20 protein-coding genes and 1 pseudogene are annotated in these 22,952 nt (G+C 42.4%); 5 read left to right on the forward strand and 16 right to left on the reverse strand.

Annotated features, from left to right (window positions below):
• Positions 1-53: 53 nt before the first annotated feature.
• The 7 genes and pseudogenes from ACU6U9_RS19620 to ACU6U9_RS19650 form a co-directional block, all read right to left on the reverse strand.
• Positions 54-632 (reverse strand): helix-turn-helix domain-containing protein, encoded by a 579-nt coding sequence (locus ACU6U9_RS19620; protein ID WP_446736663.1) that lies wholly within the window; start codon positions 630-632, stop codon positions 54-56.
• Between the two features lie 277 nt (positions 633-909).
• Positions 910-1,668 (reverse strand): penicillin-binding transpeptidase domain-containing protein, encoded by a 759-nt coding sequence (locus tag ACU6U9_RS19625; RefSeq protein WP_446736664.1) that lies wholly within the window; start codon positions 1,666-1,668, stop codon positions 910-912.
• A 201-nt stretch (positions 1,669-1,869) separates the two neighbouring features.
• Positions 1,870-2,289, reverse strand: coding sequence for a hypothetical protein (locus ACU6U9_RS19630; RefSeq protein ID WP_446736665.1), 420 nt, complete (start codon positions 2,287-2,289; stop codon positions 1,870-1,872).
• 178 nt (positions 2,290-2,467) lie between these two features.
• A complete protein-coding gene (locus tag ACU6U9_RS19635; RefSeq protein WP_446737204.1) occupies positions 2,468-3,019 on the reverse strand; it encodes a DUF2179 domain-containing protein in 552 nt (183 codons plus the stop codon).
• A gap of 272 nt (positions 3,020-3,291) precedes the next feature.
• Positions 3,292-3,737 (reverse strand): annotated as a pseudogene (locus tag ACU6U9_RS19640) (ion channel).
• Between the two features lie 342 nt (positions 3,738-4,079).
• Positions 4,080-4,511, reverse strand: coding sequence for a hypothetical protein (locus ACU6U9_RS19645; RefSeq protein ID WP_446736666.1), 432 nt, complete (start codon positions 4,509-4,511; stop codon positions 4,080-4,082).
• A 468-nt stretch (positions 4,512-4,979) separates the two neighbouring features.
• A complete protein-coding gene (locus ACU6U9_RS19650; RefSeq protein ID WP_446736667.1) occupies positions 4,980-5,699 on the reverse strand; it encodes a helix-turn-helix transcriptional regulator in 720 nt (239 codons plus the stop codon).
• A gap of 185 nt (positions 5,700-5,884) precedes the next feature.
• On the opposite strand from ACU6U9_RS19650, the gene ACU6U9_RS19655 reads away from it, so the two are divergent.
• The gene (locus ACU6U9_RS19655; protein WP_446736668.1) at positions 5,885-6,829 is read left to right on the forward strand and encodes an alpha/beta fold hydrolase; all 945 of its coding nucleotides are present in this window, start codon (positions 5,885-5,887) and stop codon (positions 6,827-6,829) included.
• 138 nt (positions 6,830-6,967) lie between these two features.
• A complete protein-coding gene (locus tag ACU6U9_RS19660) occupies positions 6,968-7,537 on the forward strand; it encodes a YdeI/OmpD-associated family protein (RefSeq protein WP_446736669.1) in 570 nt (189 codons plus the stop codon).
• 173 nt (positions 7,538-7,710) lie between these two features.
• Here the strand turns inward: ACU6U9_RS19660 and ACU6U9_RS19665 are convergent, their stop codons facing one another.
• From ACU6U9_RS19665 to ACU6U9_RS19685, 5 genes are all read right to left on the reverse strand, one after another.
• The gene (locus tag ACU6U9_RS19665) at positions 7,711-8,871 is read right to left on the reverse strand and encodes an MFS transporter (RefSeq protein ID WP_446736670.1); all 1,161 of its coding nucleotides are present in this window, start codon (positions 8,869-8,871) and stop codon (positions 7,711-7,713) included.
• Positions 8,872-9,017: 146 nt separating this feature from the next.
• A complete protein-coding gene (gene aroC / locus ACU6U9_RS19670; protein ID WP_446736671.1) occupies positions 9,018-10,112 on the reverse strand; it encodes a chorismate synthase in 1,095 nt (364 codons plus the stop codon).
• 34 nt (positions 10,113-10,146) lie between these two features.
• Positions 10,147-11,067 carry a 50S ribosomal protein L3 N(5)-glutamine methyltransferase gene (prmB, locus tag ACU6U9_RS19675; protein WP_446736672.1) on the reverse strand — a complete coding sequence of 307 codons (921 nt, stop codon included), beginning with the start codon at positions 11,065-11,067 and terminating at the stop codon, positions 10,147-10,149.
• A 33-nt stretch (positions 11,068-11,100) separates the two neighbouring features.
• Complete coding sequence (locus ACU6U9_RS19680) at positions 11,101-12,036, reverse strand: patatin-like phospholipase family protein (RefSeq protein ID WP_446737205.1); 936 nt, start codon at positions 12,034-12,036, stop codon at positions 11,101-11,103.
• A complete protein-coding gene (locus ACU6U9_RS19685) occupies positions 12,033-12,920 on the reverse strand; it encodes a DUF4892 domain-containing protein (protein WP_446736673.1) in 888 nt (295 codons plus the stop codon). Before ACU6U9_RS19685 ends, ACU6U9_RS19680 begins: the two co-directional genes overlap by 4 nt.
• A 34-nt stretch (positions 12,921-12,954) precedes the next feature.
• Here ACU6U9_RS19685 and ACU6U9_RS19690 point away from each other — a divergent pair, with 34 nt between their 5' ends.
• Both ACU6U9_RS19690 and ACU6U9_RS19695 read left to right on the forward strand, forming a co-directional pair.
• Positions 12,955-13,530: a DTW domain-containing protein gene (locus ACU6U9_RS19690; protein ID WP_446737206.1), complete on the forward strand. Its 576-nt coding sequence runs from the start codon at positions 12,955-12,957 to the stop codon at positions 13,528-13,530.
• Positions 13,530-15,263 carry a DUF885 domain-containing protein gene (locus ACU6U9_RS19695; RefSeq protein ID WP_446736674.1) on the forward strand — a complete coding sequence of 578 codons (1,734 nt, stop codon included), beginning with the start codon at positions 13,530-13,532 and terminating at the stop codon, positions 15,261-15,263. Before ACU6U9_RS19690 ends, ACU6U9_RS19695 begins: the two co-directional genes overlap by 1 nt.
• A 68-nt stretch (positions 15,264-15,331) precedes the next feature.
• Here the strand turns inward: ACU6U9_RS19695 and ACU6U9_RS19700 are convergent, their stop codons facing one another.
• The 4 genes from ACU6U9_RS19700 to ybfE form a co-directional block, all read right to left on the reverse strand.
• Complete coding sequence (locus ACU6U9_RS19700; RefSeq protein WP_446736675.1) at positions 15,332-17,803, reverse strand: efflux RND transporter permease subunit; 2,472 nt, start codon at positions 17,801-17,803, stop codon at positions 15,332-15,334.
• Positions 17,804-17,921: 118 nt separating this feature from the next.
• Complete coding sequence (locus ACU6U9_RS19705; RefSeq protein ID WP_446736676.1) at positions 17,922-18,377, reverse strand: hypothetical protein; 456 nt, start codon at positions 18,375-18,377, stop codon at positions 17,922-17,924.
• An 87-nt stretch (positions 18,378-18,464) separates the two neighbouring features.
• Positions 18,465-19,793, reverse strand: a complete 1,329-nt coding sequence (locus ACU6U9_RS19710) for a DUF3422 family protein (RefSeq protein WP_446736677.1) — start codon at positions 19,791-19,793, stop codon at positions 18,465-18,467.
• A gap of 114 nt (positions 19,794-19,907) precedes the next feature.
• The gene (gene ybfE / locus ACU6U9_RS19715; protein WP_446736678.1) at positions 19,908-20,195 is read right to left on the reverse strand and encodes a LexA regulated protein; all 288 of its coding nucleotides are present in this window, start codon (positions 20,193-20,195) and stop codon (positions 19,908-19,910) included.
• A 200-nt stretch (positions 20,196-20,395) separates the two neighbouring features.
• Here ybfE and ACU6U9_RS19720 point away from each other — a divergent pair, with 200 nt between their 5' ends.
• Positions 20,396-22,843, forward strand: a complete 2,448-nt coding sequence (locus ACU6U9_RS19720; RefSeq protein ID WP_446736679.1) for a Lon protease family protein — start codon at positions 20,396-20,398, stop codon at positions 22,841-22,843.
• Positions 22,844-22,952: the final 109 nt, after the last annotated feature.

A 22,952-nucleotide genomic window follows, 5' to 3' on the forward strand; every position in this document is an offset into this window, starting at 1 on the left:
ACCCTCAGAAAAACTCAAACCTCCTAGCTTAACGACTTAATCAGAAGATAAAACTAGACTTCGACAAAGCGTTTCTCAGCATAACCTGTCGTGATTTTAACGCCATCTTCCATCTTAATAATAATGGCTCTATCAATGACAATTATAGAGCCACTCAAGTGTATTCTGACACGACCGCTTGCAGCCGATGCAATATCAGTCCCCCAAATATTCTCCATTGAAACTTCGAATGGAACGCCCTGCGGGACAAATATTTCAACATTGTCGCTGAATATTTCGCAGTCACCATCCGCAGACAACTGCACTTGCTCCGCACTGATCTTAATATCAGAAGCCACAGAAACTGGAGCAATGAACAGCATACCTGCAAATAATGCTGTCATAATTGAACATATAAGTGCAACTTTTGACTTAAAGTAGCTTTTACATTGCGGCGCTTCAGCCACAAATAATTCATCTACGCTTAGTGAAAAACAAGCAGCTAGTGCTTTAATAGTCTCTTGGGAACCCGCTCCGTTATTCTCTACGCGCTGTATAGTCCTTAAGCTAACATCACTTGCATCCGCTAAATGCTGCTGGCTCCAAGCTTTCGATTTTCGCTCATTTATAATTTTTTCAGCGTTTATCTTCATTTTCTTTTCTCATAGAACATATGAACCCTATATTCTGCTAAAAACCCCTCTTTTGTATACGACATATTTACGTCACCCTAACGACAACGGTATGCATACTGCCAAAACCATAACAAAAAGCAGAGGATTGAACAAAAAGCAGTCTACTCTACAACAAACAGAAACGGTGGCCATGGCCACCGTTTTATAGAGGTTAAAGTTTGCACTGAAATCAGAGACAGGCCGCTAATTCACACCCTTATTTAAGGCCTACTCATGAACATCACACTGTTACTGACTAATGAATAATCTTTAAAAGCTTAAGTGACTCCATTGTAAGCTTTTTGCGCAGCGCCAAATCCGATTTTTTAGTCACCTCAATATGAGTAGCAAAAAACCATTCTTGCTCATCAACCAAAACATACCCAACAAACCAGCCATCTTTTCCTGACCAGCCTGTTTTTGACCAAACCTTATAACCTTCATTCTCCTCTGACAGCATTATGCTTTTTAGGGTTTTAATATGACTATTTTTCACTGGCAGGTCTTCAGCATAAACCTTACGCAGGAATTTAATTTGATCATCAACCGAAATTCTTAAATCACCATCTAACCAAAAGCGAGCAATATCACTGCCTGTCAAATAATTCCCATAATTAAATTTACGCAGATACTCGTGGTATTTTTTATGACCTATTTGCCTTGCATAAAATTGATAGCACCATACACATGAATATTGGAAAGCACTTTTAAGTGTTTGATCTTTATTCCAAGAGGCGTATTCCCGCTCTTTACCGTCCCATTTTATAATCTCTGATGTGCCTTTAATCAGCCCTTCTTCCAATATAATGAGTGTGTTGGGGATTTTAAATGTCGAAGCAGGCACAAAACTGTCTTGATCATTAACGTTATATTTATGCTTAATCGCCCCATCACCTGACTCAATCAGTATTGACCCGGTAATGTCACTTGATTTAAAAAGAGCCTCAATCTGAGCCTCTTCAGCATGCAGGCTACTACTAATCATTAATAATATAAAAATTCTAAAACCGATCATTTATTTCTCGATATTAAATACTTAAAAAGTACACATCAGTACGTTTAAGCCCTAATCAAAAAGCTCAACAGATGCACTTAAATGGATGAAACCGTGTGAGCTGAAAATACCACACAGAGCCTATGGATTTAAATACTTTTTACGATGGGAAATACCCGTTAACGCAGTAATGTCGATTGCATCAACTTCTCGACCAAGGATTCACTTATATCGGAGTAAATCACAGACAGGCATCACTGGCACAGCCATTCCGTAATACTCACCAAGGAGCGATTCCTTAAAGTTTATTTCTAATTCAATCCACTGGCCACCATTAGAATCGAAAATTTTAGTACCGGGTGATAGGCCAATTTCTATTTTCTGAGATTGATAAATAAGCTGGAAATACTCTAGATCCCAAGAACCTTCGATATAATGAGCAAGTGGTTTAGAAATAAAAGTATCCACAAGGGGTAATATTTTTTCCACGTTAGACTTAGAAATATAAAGATCAATATCCGCCACGTCACGTAAACTACCATGAATATAAGCAGCAAGCTCGCCCACTATTTGATACCGAACCTGCTGAGAATCAAGAATATGTGTAAGCCACATAAGCGCTGATTTAACTTGCTCACTCATGCTCACCTCTTTATACAAGCAATACCAATATAAAGAATATCGTTAAAATCCTTTAATTAAAAAATCACATATTTGGCACAAAGTAATATGTAGCAATCAACATGTTAGAATGTGTGGCTATTTTAAGCCGTAACGAACCATACATTATTTAAATGGTATATTTATAGACTGCATAAACTTACTTTCGGCTAAACATGCTACGACGAGGAAGAAGATCTGGACCCTCATAAATATTTTTCACATCCGATACGGAATATATAGCCGTCCCATCTAGGTCTTTAATTAGTTGGATTAGCCCAGGAACATTGCGTCTTTTTTCAATAATAAACAACAGCTCAACCGGATAGGCATCCCCCATATCTCCATCGAATGACACAACCTTAAATCCCACATCACGTAACTTACCCGCTAAAACATCCCGGTTGAATGAAATACACCGAACAATCTCACTACCAATGGCAAATCTACCCTCAATTGTAATACCAACATAATTACCGACGGCAAAACCACTGGCATAGGCAAATGCAAGATACCACTGCTCAAGATTTGTCAAAACTTGCGACGCAGCCATCAACCAAATGATGATCTCAAAGAAACCTATAAAAGAGGCCAAAATTTTATGGCCACGAAAAACTACAATTGTTCGAAATGTACCAAGGGAGACATCCGCGACTCGAGAAAGGAATATCAAGGGGACTAATAAATAAGGGTACTCTATAAGTGTTTCGATAAAAAATACTCCTTGATAACTGTAATTAAGGCATTAACTTACCGATTAAAGGAACATAAACATTGTAGTTATTCCAAAACCGTATGTTTAGAGTAGCCCCATATAGACAAACACACTAAATAAATATTTATTGATCAAATCGCCATTTACTTACCACGTAAAGTGCGCAATATACGCCAAAGATTAAGCTTGAGAACGGACTAATAAAAACGCAGATATAGAAAGGCTAAATAATAGCTTTACAACTAAGACACAAAAAAGGGCAAAACGCGTTATTTAATAGTCGTTTCATCACCCACGCCTACCTGCCAATGACGCTGTATCTCATAATAAAGAAACGACGCCGTCCATGTTATAAGCACCAAGCCTGTTAGTGATTCAATACCGGTTAGATACCTCAATGGCCGCTAGGGTGAATATCACCAAACCCCAGCGTGGTATAGACGGCAAAAGAAAAGCAAGCGCAATCCATTAAACTGCCATTGAACTCACCACTAAGATAACCCCATCCCTCCGATTTATTCATAAAATAATAAGCAATAGCAAAAATCCATATTTAAATTGCATAGGCAATCAGCGCATCAAATTCACCCACTACAATTCTAAAGTAATGCAGTACGTTTATTTTGACCAAACAAACACTCATTTGGTAGAAAAACTCATAGAGCACTAACACAGATACCGCCACAACAAGACAGTTTAAAATAAAGATATACACAGCGAAAAAGCCTTTTTCTTGGCAGGAAATACAACAAAGTAAATAATATTATCTTGAAAATAATCTATTTTTAAGCGACCGCTAATTTAGACACATAAATGAGGTAGGCTATCTATGCCTTGAAAATTATGACCTATTTATAATCACCTATATAACACATCACAATATTAACGAGACACTCATTACAATCACCTTATTATTACCTAAATTTAGGCAAGCTAATTACAGCCTAATATGACATTGCATTGAGTGCCTACGTAAAACGATTACTGCAATAAAATGAGAATGAAAAAGTCACAATATTATTTAAGACCTATTTCATCCGGATGCACACATCCATTATTAACCGCCACAAGGTGGCGCTTCACTTTGGCAGAACTTAACGTGATCTTTCACATTGCACCACAACCCATCTTCATCACCATACTGCCAGTTATCTTCTTGTGGCGTCGAACCACTTTCCTCAAAAGCACGTGTATATTCAGACACATAACCTGAGCTCACTGATGTAATAATTGTAATGGGCGGCGCTTGATCGCCTTCAATCACACAACAGCCATTTGGGTCAGTACATGAACTCCCATTGAAAGGGGTTAGGTCCCCATATGTCCCGCCATTTCCGACTGTACCACCCACATGGCAAGCCGATGCCGTTGGACTTGCATCAGGGTGTCCCATTGGCACGACGATGATTGCCGCCATCGCATGACCACTGACGAATAAGCTCATAATGACAATACTGAGCGCAGACAACAGCTTACTTTGAATATTCATGATTCACTCCTTGCTGTGTGAAAACAAAAGCCAGTATTGGCATGCCTGTCATAATTCTTTTACTTACGTTTTTCATTTTGCCTCCCATTGTAAATACATGACTGACAATCCAATGATTGCCAGACCCAAGTGTAGGAAAGATCTATGGCACTGATAGACTGTTAAGTTATTTAAAGATGTCTTATTATCGGAAGAGAGGAATTCATTATGTACTTGAAAGATTTACTGTCTCGCGGCTTGTTTTTAAAAATAAAACTGAGTCACAAAAATATTTTTTACGCAATAATATAAATAAAAAACCACAGTAACTATTATTTAATATAACGGACTCAATTTCAACCGTCACACTATTTACTATGTGAAATCAGTCACTATTTAAGATGATTTATCTCGTCATTCATACATGCTTCACCTAACTTAAAGTACAGCGGCGATACAATTTAAATTTTTATTTTCTGTAATCAAAAGTCAGCGGGGTAATTTTCGAATTGGAGAGACATTATCCTCAAACGGCACATGTCGCCGACGAAATGTGATGCCTTCAACGTATTCAGGCTGACTAATCCGATCCATCCTAAAATGACGAAAATCTTTACGCGCTGGGTCCCAAGCCACCAAATACCATAATGGCGGTAAAATCAGCATGGCTTGCGGCTCAACATCTCGGCTAGTTACCACCCCTTTTGCATCTCGGTACGCAAAGCGCAAATGTAATCTTTGCAAAAAAGCCACCTCAAAAGCGGGCAGCAGCGCGGGGTCCATTGCGCCCATATCGGATATATCTACCTGCGGTGCAAGTCTCCCGACATACAAGCAATCCAGAAAACGACGCAGATCGCGTACCTTATCTGATGGTAATGCTTTTTCAATTTTGGCCAGTCCAGCATCTGCCAGCCCCGAAAACGGCAGGTTTCCGGCTGCGCGCATCGAAGCAACACTAATGAGAAGCGCAAAAACCTCCGCAACCGAAAGTCGCGCAGTTGTCTGAACAGATTGCGGATCAAGCTGTAACCCCCCTCCACGCCCAGGTTCAGAGTAAATAACAAAGCCCTCATCACGCAGCGCGCTAATATCACGCAACACGGTACGCCTCGATGCACCGACCTCCGCCGCCAAGTCTGCAACTGTCGATGTACCGCTGCGGCGCAGGCTTCGCACGATGGATTCTTGTCGTAGACGAACATTCATTTTGTCAGGTTACCATTCAATGGTGACAGTATTTGGCACCATTAGGTTATATACATTATCTGTCCATGTCAGCAAGGAGATTTCGAAATGGTCACACACATTCGCAAATTCCCAAGACAGGAAGGAATGCCATCTAAAACAGAAGGCACAGCCTGATCACCTCAAATAGTTAAAAGAGAAAAACAATGCTAAATACAATCGATTTCCCCAAGCCCACCCTTATTTCAGTCAATGGGGTAACACTCGAGGTCTTCGAAGCAGGCCAACAAAATGTAGGCAACCCTATTGTGCTTTGTCATGGCTGGCCAGAACATGCTTTTTCTTGGCGCCACCAAATACCGGCCCTTGCAGCCGCAGGCTATCATGTCATCGCTCCAAACCAGCGGGGATATGGCAATTCATCGTGCCCGCCAGAAGTAACTGCTTATGATATCGAACAATTATCAGGGGACCTCATCGCACTTCTCGATCACTACGGATACGAAGATGCCACCTTTGTCGGCCATGACTGGGGTGCCAATGTCGTTTGGGGACTGGCCTTATTGCACCCGAAGCGGGTAAATAAAATCATAAATTTAGCTCTGCCCTACCAAGTTCGCACAGCAAAACCGTGGATCGAGTTCATGGAAGAGTTTCTTGGCGACGACTATTATTTTGTTCACTTCAATCGACAGCCCGGCGTTGCAGATGCCGTGCTAAATGAAAATACCGCACAGTTCCTTCACAACATGTTCCGCAAGAACATCCCAACTGCGTTACCTGAACCTGGCATGATGATGATCAAACTCGCCAAAGCAGAAACGCCACTCGGTGAGCCTATAATGAGTGCCGAAGAACTCGCTGTTTTTGTATCCTCCTTCAAATCATCAGGATTCACTGGCAGCATTAATTGGTATAGAAATATTGACCGCAACTGGCATTTATTAGCGCACGTGAATCCCATCATTCAACACCCTACACTTATGATCTATGGCGATCACGATGCCATCCCCGAATCTCAAAACCTAACAGAATTCGTACCTAACGTAGAGGTGGTCAATTTAGATTGTGGCCATTGGATCCAGCAAGAAAAACCAAAAGAAACAAACCAAGTCATTTTAAAATGGTTAAAAAAGCAGAATAACGCATAAAACCAAGCGCGCTTGTAAGGCACAACGCAACCCCTTCGGACAAACCGGAGGGTAAACGAGCATACGGTAACAACACAAACCCATTACAGAAAAATGCGCTGTAATGTAAAGAGTGCCACTAACAAAGGAGATTAGAAGATGGCGGATGTCATTTTTTTCATAAACCAAGAAGTGCTTAGCGATTGGTTAGAAGCACATCATGCTAACACAAGTGAACTTTGGCTCGGCTATTACAAAAAAGGCACTGAACGTGAAACCATCACATGGTCTGCATCAGTCGATACCGCTCTTCGCTTTGGGTGGATTGACGGCATAAGGCAAACAATTGATCAAGAGAGCTATAAGATTCGCTTTACTCCACGCAAAATAAACAGTGTATGGAGCGCTGTAAACATAAAGAAAGTAAAAACACTGATACAATTTGGTAAGATGAAACCAGAAGGCATGCACGTTTTTAACAATCGAACGGATGCGCAAGGCTATTCTTCTGAGAAAAGGAATATACCACTTGCCAAAGAGTATGAAGAGCAGATCAAAGCAAACCAACCAGCTTGGATATTTTTTACTAATTTAGCCCCCTCCTATAAAAGAGATTCTATCTGGTGGGTAATGAGTGCTAAGAAAAAAGAAACACAATTTAAAAGGCTAGGCTTATTGATCACGTCATCTGAAGCTGGGCTAAAAATACCAATGCTGCGAAAGACATAATAACTTTTATTTAATGGGTTTAACTAATAATAATGACCGCATTAATTAACAGTGCACCGTGTGTGAGGGACTTCATAATACATGAGTGTCAGGTGATCTTTAAAGCGAGCTCGTTATATCAAAAAAGGTAACGTTATCTAACTTTGGTCGGGCGCTGGGCACCCTCTTACAAATTATTGGGTTTTATTTTCTTTACTCACCCACGCCCAAGCAACAAACGCCCCAAGCAAAGCGCTGTACCCTGCCCACTCAAACATAGTAACACCCATGTCTTGCATCCAAACAAGGCCAGATATATAGGCGCCCAGTGCGCCGCCTGCCCCATACGTTAAACTTGAAAACAAGGCTTGGCCTTGCCCTTGGTGTTTGCCTTTAAAATATAAATGAATGTAATGCATCGCCACGGCGTGCATAGCACCAAACGTTACGGCATGCAGTAATTGCATGATGGCGAGCAGCCATAAGGTCTCAACATAGTGAGCTGTCACAACCCAGCGTAAGCTACCTAATAATAAACTCACTACCAATACTGTTTTGTGATCTATTTTTGCAAAGATTTTATGGGCAATTAAGAATATACCCACTTCTGCAATCACACCTAGTGCCCACAAAAAACCAGTCATGCTTTTGCTGTAACCAAATTGCTCTAGGTACAAACTGAAAAAGGTGTAATAAGCACCGTGGCTCACTTGATTTAAAAATGCGGCTAACAGAAATGCGATGACAGTAGGCTTAAGCACTAACGATAAGAAACCATCGGTGCTTTCGTGCTCGTGGGTAATTTCTTTGCCCTTAACAAAAGTGCTACTAAAAAATATGGCGGCCAGCAATACCAACATAAACACCGGAAGATAACTGACGCTAATATAATCAAATGCCCAACCCAGTAACGCCACAAACACAATAAAGCCGATAGAACCCCAAGTGCGAATCTTAGAATACTGATCCGTTTGATCTTGTAAATAATTTAAAGTAACCACTTCAAACTGTGGCAGCACCGCAGCCCAAAAGAAGCCATAGCCAATCATAATGAGCGCTATCCAAAGAAAAGACTCCACCCAAAAAACATTTAAAAACACACAAAAGCAAATGGCACAACCAATACGCAATAGCGGCATGCGCTTGCCTGTGTAGTCGCCAAGCGCGCCCCAGACATTCGGCGCAAGAATACGCACCAATCCAAATAACGCCATCAACTCGCCAATTTCTTGAGCGCTGAAACCTTTATCATCGAGAAACAAACCCCAATAGGGAGAAATGCAGCCTAACAAGGCAAAGTAGAAAAAATAAAATGAGGAGAGTCGCCAATAAGGCACTGAGCTACTAACAGGCATGGATCAATACAAAAGAATTAAAACGATAATGACTACGAAACATAATTAACTCTCTTAAAACAACTGTGGGAGGGCGCTTGCGCGCGATTAAAGGCATAAAAGGCCTTTCGCGCACAAGTGCCCTCCCACAATTTTAGCTCAATCAATTACGCTTGTGACGGAATCACTGGCGTTGTACAAACCACATCCGCATTTTGACCGCGGTGACGCAAATAATGATCCGCCAGCACAATGGCCATCATCGCTTCGGCAATAGGTGTTGCACGAATCCCCACACACGGATCATGGCGACCTTTGGTGATCAGTTCAGTTTGCTCACCATTTATATCAATGGTTTTACCCGGCACGGTAATACTTGACGTTGGTTTAAGTGCAATGTGCGCAATAATGTCTTGGCCAGAACTAATACCGCCCAACACACCGCCAGAATGATTCGAAAGATAACCCTCCGGTGTCATTTCATCACGATGCTCCGAGCCTTTTTGCTCCACGACATCAAAACCATCACCCACTTCAACACCCTTAACCGCATTAATGCTCATAAGTGCATGAGCAAGATCCGCATCTAAACGATCAAAAACGGGCTCACCTAAACCGGGTTTAACGCCAGTGGCCACAACAGTGATTTTTGCACCGATTGAATCCCCTTCTTTACGCAGGGCATTCATGTAAGCTTCCATTTCTGGCACCTTATCAACATCTGGACAGAAAAATGGATTTTGACGCACTTGCGCCCAATCAAACTTTTCAGCTTTCACTGGGCCAAGTTGTGACAAGTAACCACGTACTTCAATGCCTTTAGCGGCTAGAAATTTCTTAGCAATGGCACCCGCTGCCACACGCATGGCGGTTTCACGAGCACTTGAACGGCCACCACCACGGTAATCACGGAAGCCATATTTTTGCGTATAACCATAATCAGCATGGGCTGGGCGAAATTTCTGTGAGATATCGCCATAATCTTTTGAACGCTGATCGGTATTTTCGATGATCATACCAATGGGCGTACCCGTGGTTTTACCCTCGAAAATACCCGACATGATCTTAACTTGATCAGGCTCGCGGCGCTGAGTGGTGAACTTAGACGTACCCGGTTTGCGCAGGTCTAGCTCTACTTGAATTTCTTCTTCTGTAATCTCAATGCCCGGAGGGCAGCCATCTAGAATACAGCCTAACGCCACGCCATGGCTCTCGCCGAAAGTGGTGACGGTGAATAATTTACCAAATGAATTACCAGACATAAGTAAACTGCTTATCAACTAAAAATTCGACACATTATACACGGAAGTGATGCTGATGCGCGGCCAGTTGTTCGCGGGTGAATACAAACACCCCATCGCCACCGTGCTCAAACTCTACCCATGTAAACGGCACCTCAGGGAATTCGGCTTCTAGGTGAATCCAGGAATTGCCCACCTCAACCACCAAAACCCCTTCTGGACTCAAATAATCACAAGCATTGGCGAGAATTTGACGAGTAATATCCAAGCCATCATTGCCACTGCCTAAGCCCATTGCTGGTTCGTGCTGATATTCAGCTGGCATATCGGCTAAGTCTTCCGCGTCCACATATGGGGGGTTCGATAGAATCAGGTCATAGCCGGGTTGCAGGTTTGAAAACAAATCAGACTCAATGGCGGCCACTTGATCAAACAGCTGATGACGCTCGATATTAATCTCTGCCACGTCCAACGCATCACGACTTAAATCCGCTAAATCAAGCTGGGCATCAGGGAAAGCTTGCAATGCAGCAATACCGATACAGCCACTGCCACAGCATAAATCCAATACGCGATTAGGCTCTTTTCCGTCCATCCATGGGCTTACGCCGTTTTGAATCATTTCAGCCAGTGGTGAGCGTGGCACTAATACGCGCTCATCCACATAAAACGGCAAACCGCAGAACCAAGCCTCATTAATTAAATAGGCCACTGGAATGCGCTCATCAATACGGCGCTGAATAAGTTCAGCTAGCTGCTCGCGCTCGGCGTTAATCAAACGGCATTGCGCTTGCTGAGGGCTGATTTCAAAAGGCATCTGCAAGCTAGCTGTTACCAGCAGCAACGCTTCGTCCCAAGGATTATCAGTACCGTGACCGTAATACACGCCTTGGCGCTCAAATTCACTGGACGCAAAACGCACCCAGTCAATAATACTTGGCAGTTGCTCTACTGCCTGCTCATAAATATTTTTCACAGGACATCTCTTGAAAATTTGTCGCAGTTTAACTTAAAGCTGACCATAAGTATTAGACTCGCCACGCTCAAACCCTTCAAGCGCACGACACGTAATGTCATAACCTAATTGGATCTGCTCTTCTGCGCGATAAAACTCATGGAATCGAATCGAGTCTTTGGGCATACGAATCAAAAGATCAGGACGATAACCCGCAATCTTATAATGAGTTAATGATGCCTGCATGGTATCAAACATCTGATATACAACCCCTAACTTACCGAGGTTGGCTGTCAGTGCTTTTGCGGTTTCGTCTTCTTCATCGCGCTCAAAAAACTGTAAGGTTTTTAGCTTCATTTGCCCAAACCAATTCAATTTATCTAATGCATAAGCGGCTTTTCGCTCTTCATCTTCTTCTATGCTTTTACCGCCCGGCATCGGGACTTCAGCGCTTAAGTCCACGGCAATAATCGACTCAGCATGATCGCCAACCACAGGTGTAATAGGCAAAGGATTTAGTACAGCACCATCGACTAAAAGCCGATTGCCTTTTATAACCGGCATTAACAATGAAGGTATCGCACTTGACGCTCTAATCGCTTCTTCAAGACTGCCCGCAGAGAACCAAATTTCTTTTTGCTTAATTAAGTCCGTTGCAACCGCTGTAAAAGGGATATTTAAATCTTCTATCTGAATATCTTCTAACATCTCAGCTAAAAGATTAAACAGCTTGTCGCCTCGGATGGCCCCATTACTCAGTAAGCTTATGTCCACTAGTTTAAGCACATCAAGATAGCTTAGCGATCGGGCCCAAGCTTCAAACTCATCAAGCTTTCCGGCTGCGTAAAAACCTCCGACAACGGCGCCCATAGAGCACCCCGCAATACTTTTAATATCATAATCTTTTTCAAGTAACGCGCGTATCACACCAATGTGTGCATAACCGCGAGCACCACCGCTGCCTAAAACAAGAGAAATAGATTTCATTATTTTTTCAACTCTACCAACTCAATTCTATCTAATAATAATTCACGGGGCATAACCGCCCCTGCACCATGGGCATACAGGTTTTTAATAAAACCGCCTGCTTTGGCTACTTGATCCAATAGACCATCAGCCTCGCCTTGAGTTCGCTCAATTAATGCCTGATTCTCCATACGACCATAACGATGCACTACCAATGCAAAGCGTTTGTTCGGGTTGTCGATTAATAACGCTTTTAACCAGCTCACTTGCGAATCTCTTAAGCGCACGTTATCGCCCAATTGATTGAACACAATATAACCTTGATCAAATAAAACCTGTGCTTGACCCTTTTGCACAAAGCCATCTAGTTTTTCTACTTGGTCTTTATCCAATACGATTCGCTCAACATAGGCATATACACGCTTAGCGCTTCTAGCGGATGCATACACAATCCAAACGGTAGGGCGTTTCTCATCCGACAAACCAATCCAATAAAGTTGGTCACTATCACGACCATATAAAATAGATTGCTCAAATACTTGGTTTGCGAAGTCATTACTCAGGCCACAGCTTCTGCCCTGGCATTCAAATAACGTTGTGGTTTTAGGGGTTAGTTGATCTTTTAAAACATCGAATATCTCTTGGCTTGTGTGACCTTCAGGCAGCTGCCATAACCAATGGGTTATTTTGCCGGATAAGCGCACTTCAGCCTCAGGTTTCATTGCCCCACTAATGCGCTGAATCGCGCCTAAGATTAAACGATGGTCTTTATCTTGCGTTGTACCATAGCTCTTTTGTTCGCTACCAATAATAGGATCAACAGCCCAAGAGGACTGAATCACAAGGATTAAGAATAAAAACTGAACAAATTTTGTTACCATTGGGCTACCTTGCACTGTGTATTTCATTGTTTAACTTAAACTGAACCGGCTGATTGTGAAAGTGTCATTTATCTATTGTATTCACTGCACCCTACCAACGGCATCTTGCGTTTGCCAGTATGCGCCTAAAGTGTCACTGACAAAACCCTGTACATTACTATATCACCCTAGAGAGTACTCAAAACGCAGTAATACCGGCCGCCTGTTGAAAATTGCGACCGACATTCACAGCACCAGCTGGCACCGATTAAAAAACGCTCAATTAAACGCGCAATTTAAAGATTACGCTTTACTCTACCCTGACGATCACAACCAGACTATTGATGATACGCAAAAGCCTGCCTTACAAGATCACAATACAATTAAAGGATATTTAATTTTAGATGCCACGTGGCAAGAGTCCCACAAGATAATGAGACAAAGCCCATGGCTGGCACAACTGCCTCGCGTGAGTGTCAAAACACAAGAGAGCCAATATCGACTAAGACGTAATCAACAAGGCTTGAGCACACTCGAAAGCTTAGCTTATTGGTTAATTGAACAGAATCAAAGGAATTGCGGTCTAGAACTGATACAATTTTTACACTGTTTTCAAGATGCCTACTTACAGGCAAGACAAGCCGGACAACTTAAATAATGTTATTTCAATACCCACTAAAAACCAGTCTTCTTTTGACAGCCGTGTTGGCTGTATCTGCCTGTCAGCTCAATACTCAGCCACAATCGATCAACGAGCCAACACTAACAGAAGCATTTAAACAAAGTCAGCAGCAACTCGCTGACACGCTTATTGAAGAATATAGCCACTGGCAAATATCCAGCAGCCCAATGCTGCAAGCCTATCGTGGACTCAAAACTAATTATGGAAAATGGGATGATATTTCCGATGATTATGAGCTAGAGCAACTTAACCAAGAAAAAGAATTCCTAGTTCGTATTAGTAACATCAACCTTCGTGCATTGGAGCGCCAAACGGCTCTAAGCCTTGCATTGCTACAAGATCAAATTGAGCAAGATATTAAGCATTACGAATTTCGTTTACTAAGCTTTCCTGTAAATCAAATGTACGGCCTGCATAGTGAGATCCCTAATTTTTTAATTAACATTCACCAAGTGGATACCATTGAGGATGCTCGCCATTATATCGACCGAGTTAATGGCACGAGTAAACTCATACAACAGCTGATCAAACAGCTAGAGATGCGCGAAGCAAAAGGCATTCGACCACCAAGCTTTGTTTATGATTCAGTCATTAAAACCAGCGAAAGCCTCATCGCAGGCCACCCAATTGATCGCAGTAAAATACATAACATCATTTGGAGTGATTTTTTACAGAAAATAGAGCCCTTAGATTTATATGATTCAAGCGCAAAGGTATTAAAAGACCAACTAAAGCGAGCCCTTAAAAAGCGTTACGTACCCGCTTATAGCAAACTCATTAACCATCTAAAACGAGAACGCGCACAAACAAGCCTAAACACAGGGTTGCACCAATTTGAACAAGGCAAGGAGTATTACAACTTACGCCTAGAAGCCATCACAACCACCAAGCTAACGGCCGAGCAAATACACCAATTAGGTTTAGATGAGATTGCCCGTATTAAAGCGGCTATCACCCAGTTATTACCGCAGCTGAAGCAACCTAGCTTAGCCGCGTTATTTGAGTTCACTCGCACAGAAAAAAGCCTCTACTTTGAAACCAACAAACAAGCACTTGATAAAAGCAAAGCTTACATCAAAAATATGAACCGCCAGCTTAGCCGTGCGTTTAAAGACATCCCTAATATTCCCATGGAAGTATTAGAGGTTGAAGCTTACCGCGAGCAAAGCGCGCCGGTTGCCTTTTATCAAAGCCCTAGTGATGATGGCAAACGTCCTGGGCGCTATTATATGAACGGCTCAAAACTAAACGAAATGCCTGCCTTTCAATTTGAGGCACTGGCCTATCATGAAACAATCCCAGGTCATCACTTACAAACTATTTACGCACAACAAAGCACAGAAATACCTGAGTTTCGTCGCCACATACATTTCACCGCATACAGCGAAGGCTGGGGACTTTACGCCGAAACACTTGCAAAAGAACTAGGCGCATACCAAGACCCTTGGAACGAATACGGCCGCTTGCTCATGGAACTATGGCGTGCCAATCGATTGGTCATTGATACTGGGTTGCATTACTACGGCTGGGATATAGAAAAAGCATTAACGTTTCGCCTAGCGAACACGCCATTCTCTAAAGAAGACTCGCTCAATGCGATTAAACGCTACTTAGTTATGCCTGGGCAGGCAACTGCTTACAAGGTTGGTCAATTGAAGTTTTTAGAATTAAAAACATTGGCTGAAAAAGAATTAGGCTGGAAGTTNTGATCTACCAGCCTATCATGCGTTTATTTTAAGCCTTGGGCCTTTGCCCCTTACTCTACTAGAGAAAGAAGTTAAGGCTTGGATTCATCGCCAAAAGGCTTAAATACAATTAGCATCCGTGGCAATAGCGTTAGTACCAATACTAGCGCTATTAACATGGCCAAGCCCGTTAACAAGCCAAAGTAAATCGTTGGTATAAAGTTCGACAGCGCCAGAATCGAAAAGCCCACAACAACCGTTAAAGATGTGTAGTAAACCGCTTTACCGATTGAACCATGGCAATTTCTAACGGCCTGCTCATATTGACCCACTTCATGAAACTCTTCTGTAAAGCGGTGGATATAGTGAATGGTATCATCAACCGCAATACCAATAGTGATGGCTGCAATTGTAATCGTCATCATATCTAACGGTATACCTGCCCAGCCCATAACCGACAACACCACGCCTGCACTAAGTAAGTTAGGGACAATAGCAATAAGCGCCATCTTCCAAGAGCGGAACAACAGCATAAACATCAACATAATGCCGATAAAAACAGCGCCTAACGTTAATATCTGAGACGTAAATAAACTTTGTAGCATGTTGTTATACAAGACCATCATACCGGCAAGCATGAATTCGTCTTGCTTTAAGCCAAACTCGTTTTGAAGATCTCGCTCAATGCGTTCTAACAATTGCGCACGCTTCAAATCAGGCTGACTATCATAAATTCGTAAACTAATTCTTGCCTGACCATTTTCGGGTGAAACATAAGGGTCTAATACAATGGCTTTAAATTCATCTGGAATCGCACTATAAAGCAACGCTAACTCAAAACTGCCTAGCTCAGTACCATTAATTTTTTCCGCCACTTCAACCATTGTGGCAAGAGAAATCACCTTGCCTATTTCAGGTTGCGCTTCTAAGTACGCATGAACGTTTTTAATGCGCTCTACTTTTTCGGTGGTAAACCAGTATTTAGTCGGATCTTCCTTTTCAACTTCATCAAAAAAGAAATCATCATTCTCTTCGCTTTCCCATTCTTGGCTAACAACCGGAAAGTTAAGTATCACCTCAAGCGGCGTTGTGCCACCCAAGCGCTGATCAATTACGTTCATCCCCTGATGGATCTCAGTGGATTCCTTAAAATAACTAATAAAACTATTTTCAACCTTTAGCTGTGCCAAACCTGCAACAACTAAAACAGTCAAAACCACACTAATAGACAGCAACTTGCCACCGTGTTTAAGCGTGATCCATAAGAACAAATCGGTAATCGGGCTGTGATCTTTTGCACTGGCAGACTCAGTCCCCTTACCCGCCAACAACGCAAACACAGGAAACAAAATAAACACAATACACAAGGCAACAAAGACACCGGTTGCCATCATCCAACCAAAATCAATAACCGGGCGAATACCGCTGAAAATAAGCGAATTAAAGGCAACCATGGTCGTTAAAGCCATATAGAAACACGGCTTAAACATATGCCCGATGGTTTCTTTGACCAAATCATATTGTGATGCATCGGGGCGCGCAGCATGAGCCTCTCGATATCGCACAATCAAATGTATACACATGGACATGGTCATAATGAGTAACAAGCTAACAAAGTTGCTTGAAATAACCGTCACACGCCAATTAAACAATCCTAATAAGCCGACCATCACCGCTACAGTAAGAGTGCAACAGCCTAGGGCAATAACAACCCAGCGCACTCGGCGAAAAATAAACAGCAAGGTAATGACTAAAAACACAAACACACCCAAGCCAAAAGTATACATGTCACTCTCAACATAGGTGATCATGTCGTCTGCGATCATGGGCACACCACCCAGATACACTTCGGCTTGAGATTGATACGGCTTGAGCACTTCACGAATTTTAATAATGTCTTCATGAAGGGTCTTAGCGTTTTGCGCATTTAACTCTTTGATCTGCTGATCAAGCTCAGAAAGCTTAGCGATTTCCTGCTCTGACAAATGAGCAATCGCTTTTTTATTCCACAAAGCCTCGCGGGTTTTTGTTAATTCACGATGACGAGCGTCAAAAGGACGGTTAATTTGAATCGCCGTCGTATTATGCTCAAGGTTAAGCAGCATATTGTTATAAAGTGGGCTGGTTGCCAGCTCTTGCTTAGCGGCCTCAATATCAACATCTGGGTGTTCTAAGCTTTTAATGTTGCCCACTAACTCGGCGACGGGCACAGGTGGATTTTCGAGCAACGGCACATCTAATAAAGAGTAAATCGAAGCAACGCGGGGTAATACTTTCAAGTCATCACGCATTTGCTTTAAAAGACTAAGTGACGAATCGGAGAATAAAGGCCAAGGCGGGGTGTACGTCACAATTAAAAATTCGCTGCTACCAAACCGCTCAGAAACCGTTCGATAGTTGACTAAATCTTGATCATTCTCTAACACCAGCGACTCTGCTGAGGCATCTAACTCAAAGTTAGATGCCCCTTGAGCTATAAGTAATATAACCAGCCCCATGGCAACTAAGGCGGCTTTTGGGTACTTTAAAATAGAATTTTGGTAAAACTGAGCTAAGCGCAACATACAAATCAAGACAACTTACTAACTAAGGTAGCTGGCCTTTATAAAAGTATGCTGCGCAACTTGCAAGAGGCAGAGTCGAACAATCTGTTACACAATGGTGCACAAGTAGCATTTAAGCTCAATTATGAGGTTTAAGGTGGGTTTTTAATTGCGCTAAAGAGCCAACAATACCCAATGTTGATTGCTGCTGCATACATTGAATAGCTTCGAGGATATGAATTAATCGTTCAAATTCTAAACACAAATCCAATGGCGCCTGAGTTTCATGCAACAATTCAAGGTAGCAGCAAACGTATTCGTAGCTGTCTCTTAATTGTTGATTAAAAGCCTCCTCAGAAAACGACTCCAAAGAACCCAGTAAATCTTGAACTTTAAGCAGTTCTTTTGCCCCTTCGCTATCGCCATATAATGATTCATGACAAATAAAGCGACGCAAAAAGAGAATGCTCGACTGCAGGATATTGGCACATTGCTGTGATGTAGATTTGACACAGGCAATAGCTTGCCAGTCAGGCATGCCATCGTTGTGCCGATTACTGTTTTTATGAGCGCTAGGATCAATTGACGGTGTCATAAAGCTGTCCTTTAGGTGATTCCAGCCACAATTAAGCGATAACCATGCCAATTAACTAACAGGTACCGTGTAAATTCCTTTTATTCCTTACTTTTTAGACTTTGGCTTCTTTGCTAGCTTTTTAATGTGCCGTCTAACGCTCAAATATACCGCAAACAATACCATCGGCATAGCTGCCCCCGCCGCTACTTTAGGATCTAACTTAATCCCCCATTGCGCCATGCCTTCAAATCCGTAAACAAGCAAACTTAAAAGATAATAACTAATCGCCACCACAGATAAGCCTTCAACTGTTTGCTGAAGTCTCAATTGCAAGCCTGAACGGCGATCCATCGACGCCAATAACTTATGATTTTGACTTTCAATACTGATTTCAACACGTGTACGCAACAAACTGGTCGTGCGGTGAATGCGACGACTCAAGTCCTCTAAGCGGTCCCGCACACTGTTACATGTTCGAATACCTGGGGTTAATCGACGCTCTAAAAATTCTCGCAAAGTTTGCAAGCCACTAATACGTTGCTCAAATACCTGCTCCAATCGCTTACCAACCAATGCATGATAGGCATTTGTTGCCGCAAAGCGGTAATTTGTGTCGCTTCTATACTGTTCAACCTTTGCCGCAATTAAAGAAAGACGCTTTAACAGCGCTCGCTCATCTTGCTCGGTCTGAATTTCAGCTATTTTTTGATTGATCTCAGCCAGTTGAGATTCCATATAAGACACATCAGAACTCAAACCCCTAGCCACCGGCAAACCCATCAATGCTGTGAGGCGATATGTGTCCAGCTCTAAAATTCGCTGAACCAAACGACCCGACTGATAAGCATTCAAGCCATGATTAACCACTAAAAATCGTCCAAAGCCATCACTGTGTAAACGGAACGTTGTTAAAGCTTTTGCTTTGCCATTTGCCACACAACTGCCCACGGGGCGTTGCCCCTCAAAAAAATGAGCCTGCTGGCTTTCATCCATCTCTTCATCTTGCACACGGATATTCAACGCAACCACCAACTCACCAGGCAATTGGTTTAACCAATCTTTCGGTATAAAAGCCAGAGCAAACTCACTAGCTTTTTGCTCATCAATTGAACGAATAAACGTGTACGTTGAAAATTCGGTGTGGCGCTCCCAGCGAAACTCAAAACCTCCAAACCCCTGATAGAAGCAAGATGCACCCGGCGCTGGCGGATTAACACTAAAGCGCTGGCAGAGGCTGACCACTAAATTATATTCTTGCTCGATATCCCCTTCACCACGTGACATGGCTAAGTGCGTAACATAACAAGGGGTGACAATTTTAGGTGACGGGCGAGTATGCAATTCTTCATATAACGAATTGCGATGCTGATAAATAGGGAGACTTAAGATTTGCCCATCATGAATTAAGCTGCAGTTCTGACATTGAGTAGCCATTTATTTTAATTTGGTTCGATAGTAACACACGTTTTTGACGGCAAAAAAAAACGCCACTAAAACACAGCTTTAGTGGCGCGAGCGAGCAGGAGACACTGCTGCTATTAGAAAGCCCTATGGCAATTCTTCACCCATCATTTCAAACCATTCGATAATGCACAGTTCGACCACTTCAGTACGTGTACATTCTTGTTGCTTGGCATATTCATCGAGCTTTTCGACAAGCTCAGTGGGCATTTTAACTTCCATTCGACGCATGCCTTTATGCTTATCTCGCATTCTCTGCACACGCTTATTAATTCTGATTTGCACTTCTCTTGGATAAGGATTTGAGCGAGGGCGACCCTTCTGCACTTCCTTAAACATATCTATCGTGGTGCGATCTTCGACTTGCACGCCCATTCTTATTCCTCTCAATAGATTTATACCAATAAATATGACCTGTCATAGTAATAATGTCAAATTTTTAGAAGCTAATTTGATCAATTTTCATAAAGTTGTCGGTAGTTGGCTAAAAATGCGATGAAAGCGCCCTGAATGACTTGCTCGAAAGGGCAATACACCATAAGGTTTGGGCATATATATATGGAGTTCTGACCTGAATGGCAAAAGCGACACACCCTTCTTTGACACCCGATCAATTAAGCATCCAAATCCCTGAAAACAGTCTTTCTTTTGAATCAAGCCATGAGCTAACGCCATACAACGGTGTTCTTGGACAAGACCGAGCCGTCACCGCTATTCAATTTGGCGTTGCAATGAATCGCCCTGGCTACAATGTCTATGTAATGGGTGACTCAGGCACAGGAAGAAGCTCTTACATTACGGAATATTTGAAAAGTGAAGCGAAGCGCATGGCCAGCCCAAGCGACTGGGTCTATGTAAACAATTTCGATAATAATCGCGAGCCACTTAAACTAGAGCTACAAGCGGGTCACGGTAAAGCATTCAAATCTGATCTAGATGAATTAATCGATAATTTATTAGCGACCTTTCCTGCTGCATTTGAGCACCCGACTTATCAGCAAAAAAAGAGCTTAATAGATCGTGATTTCAACTTACGCTACGACAAAGTAATTGATCGCATTGAACAGTCTGCCCTTAAACTCAACATCGCCATGTACCGTGACAGCGCCTCCATTAGCTTCACTCCCATGAAAGAAGGTAAAAGCCTCGATGAAACTGAATTTGCACAACTAGATGAAGCCACCCGTGAAGCATTTCATAACAATATTCACGAACTCGAAGGCCAATTAAACGACGAATTAGTACCACTACCCCAATGGAAACGTGAAAGCACTGACGGCTTAAAAAAGCTCAACCAAGAAACCATTGACGAAGCTGTTATTCCATTAATTAAGCCTTTACTTGAAAAGTATCAAGATATTGAAAGCATCCTTGAATACCTAAACAAGGTGAAAGAAAACTTACACCGTACTGTTATTGCCGAATTAACTGACGACCGCATATTAGAAAGCAGAGAAGACAGCGCTAAGCGTATGTTTCTAGAAGAAACCTACATGCCGAATCTTTTGGTTAGTCGCCAAGAAGATTCCGGCGCACCCGTTATCTATGAGTCTCACCCTAATTACGCAAATCTATTTGGTCGCATCGAATACACCAGCGATCAAGGTGCTCTAGTAACGCACTACCGTAAAATTTGCCCGGGTGCGTTACATCGCGCTAATGGCGGTTTTTTAATTGTGGATGCAGAAAAATTACTGCACGAACCCTTTGTGTGGGAAGCACTCAAGCGAGCACTGTCTTCAAATCAATTAAAAATTGAAAGCCCTTACAGTGAAATGGGACTTGTCAGCACAACGACACTCATCCCAGAATGGATTCCGCTAGATGTCAAAATTGTCTTAATTGGCTCTCGTAGTACCTATTACTTACTACAAGATCTAGATGACGACTTTAATGATATGTTTCGTGTTTTAGTCGACTTTGATGACTATCTACCTTGCACAACAGACCACATGGAATCATTCGCCCGATTAATGCAAAGCCGCTGCATTGAAAAGTCGTATGCTTCAATTAGCCGCGCAGGCGTAATCCGTTTAATCGAACAAAGCGCACGCTTAGCTGAAGATCAAAGACACTTGAGTGCACGCATAGGTGATTTATTTGAATTACTGGCCGAAGCAGAGTTTGTACGTAAACTGGCTCAAGATGAAAGCATAGACGCAGAACATGTAAGCCGTGCCCTCGACGCAAAAGAACAACGCAGCGGTCGCATTCAAAAAGAAATATTAGATGACATACTCGATGGCACTATTTTAATTGATACCGATGGTGAAGCCATCGGTAAAATTAACGGCCTAACCGTATTATCAATTGGCGATAGTTCATTTGGCGCACCGGCTCGAATTACTGCAACGGTTTACCCTGGTGGCCGTGGCATTGTTGATATCGAGCGAGAAGCAAACCTTGGTCAAAACATTCACACTAAAGGCGTGATGATTTTAACAGGCTACCTTGGTCATACTTATGCTCAAGAATTCCCGTTAGAAGTTAGCGCGTCAATTGCTATGGAACAAAGCTATGGCTACATCGATGGCGACAGCGCCTCACTCGCTGAAGCCTGTGCGCTAATTAGTGCATTAAGCTATATCCCAATCCATCAAAGTTTGGCCGTAACCGGTTCAATTAACCAGTACGGTGAAGTGCAAGCAGTTGGCGGCATTAATGAGAAAATTGAAGGCTTTTTCTCTATCTGTAAAGCAAGAGGCCTCAACAAGAAGCAAGGTGTGCTTATTCCTGCTTCTAACGTGAAACACCTTGTTCTTAAGAAAGAGATCATTGAGGCGGTAGAACAGGGTGATTTCCATATTTACGGCATAGAGTCTGTTGACCAAGCCATTGAAATACTAATGGACAAAAAAGCAGGCAAGCTCTCTCGTAAAGGCACATTCCCACGTGGGTCTATTAATTATCGTGTTCTAGAGCGCCTTAGGGATATCGCCGATATTGGCCGAGAAGAAGAACACCCTGAAGACGAGAAAGAAGAAAAAGAGGAAAAAACCTCTAAAAAACCAACCAAGCACTAGTCCATGCCCAATATTTCAAGCCCGTAATGGGCTTGAAATATTTCATCGCACAACTGGCAATCCCCCCATCTTTTGCCATAGTTAATACAGATTAGATTAGTCATTTTAA

Source organism: Pseudomonas sp. HK3 (assembly GCF_052920985.1).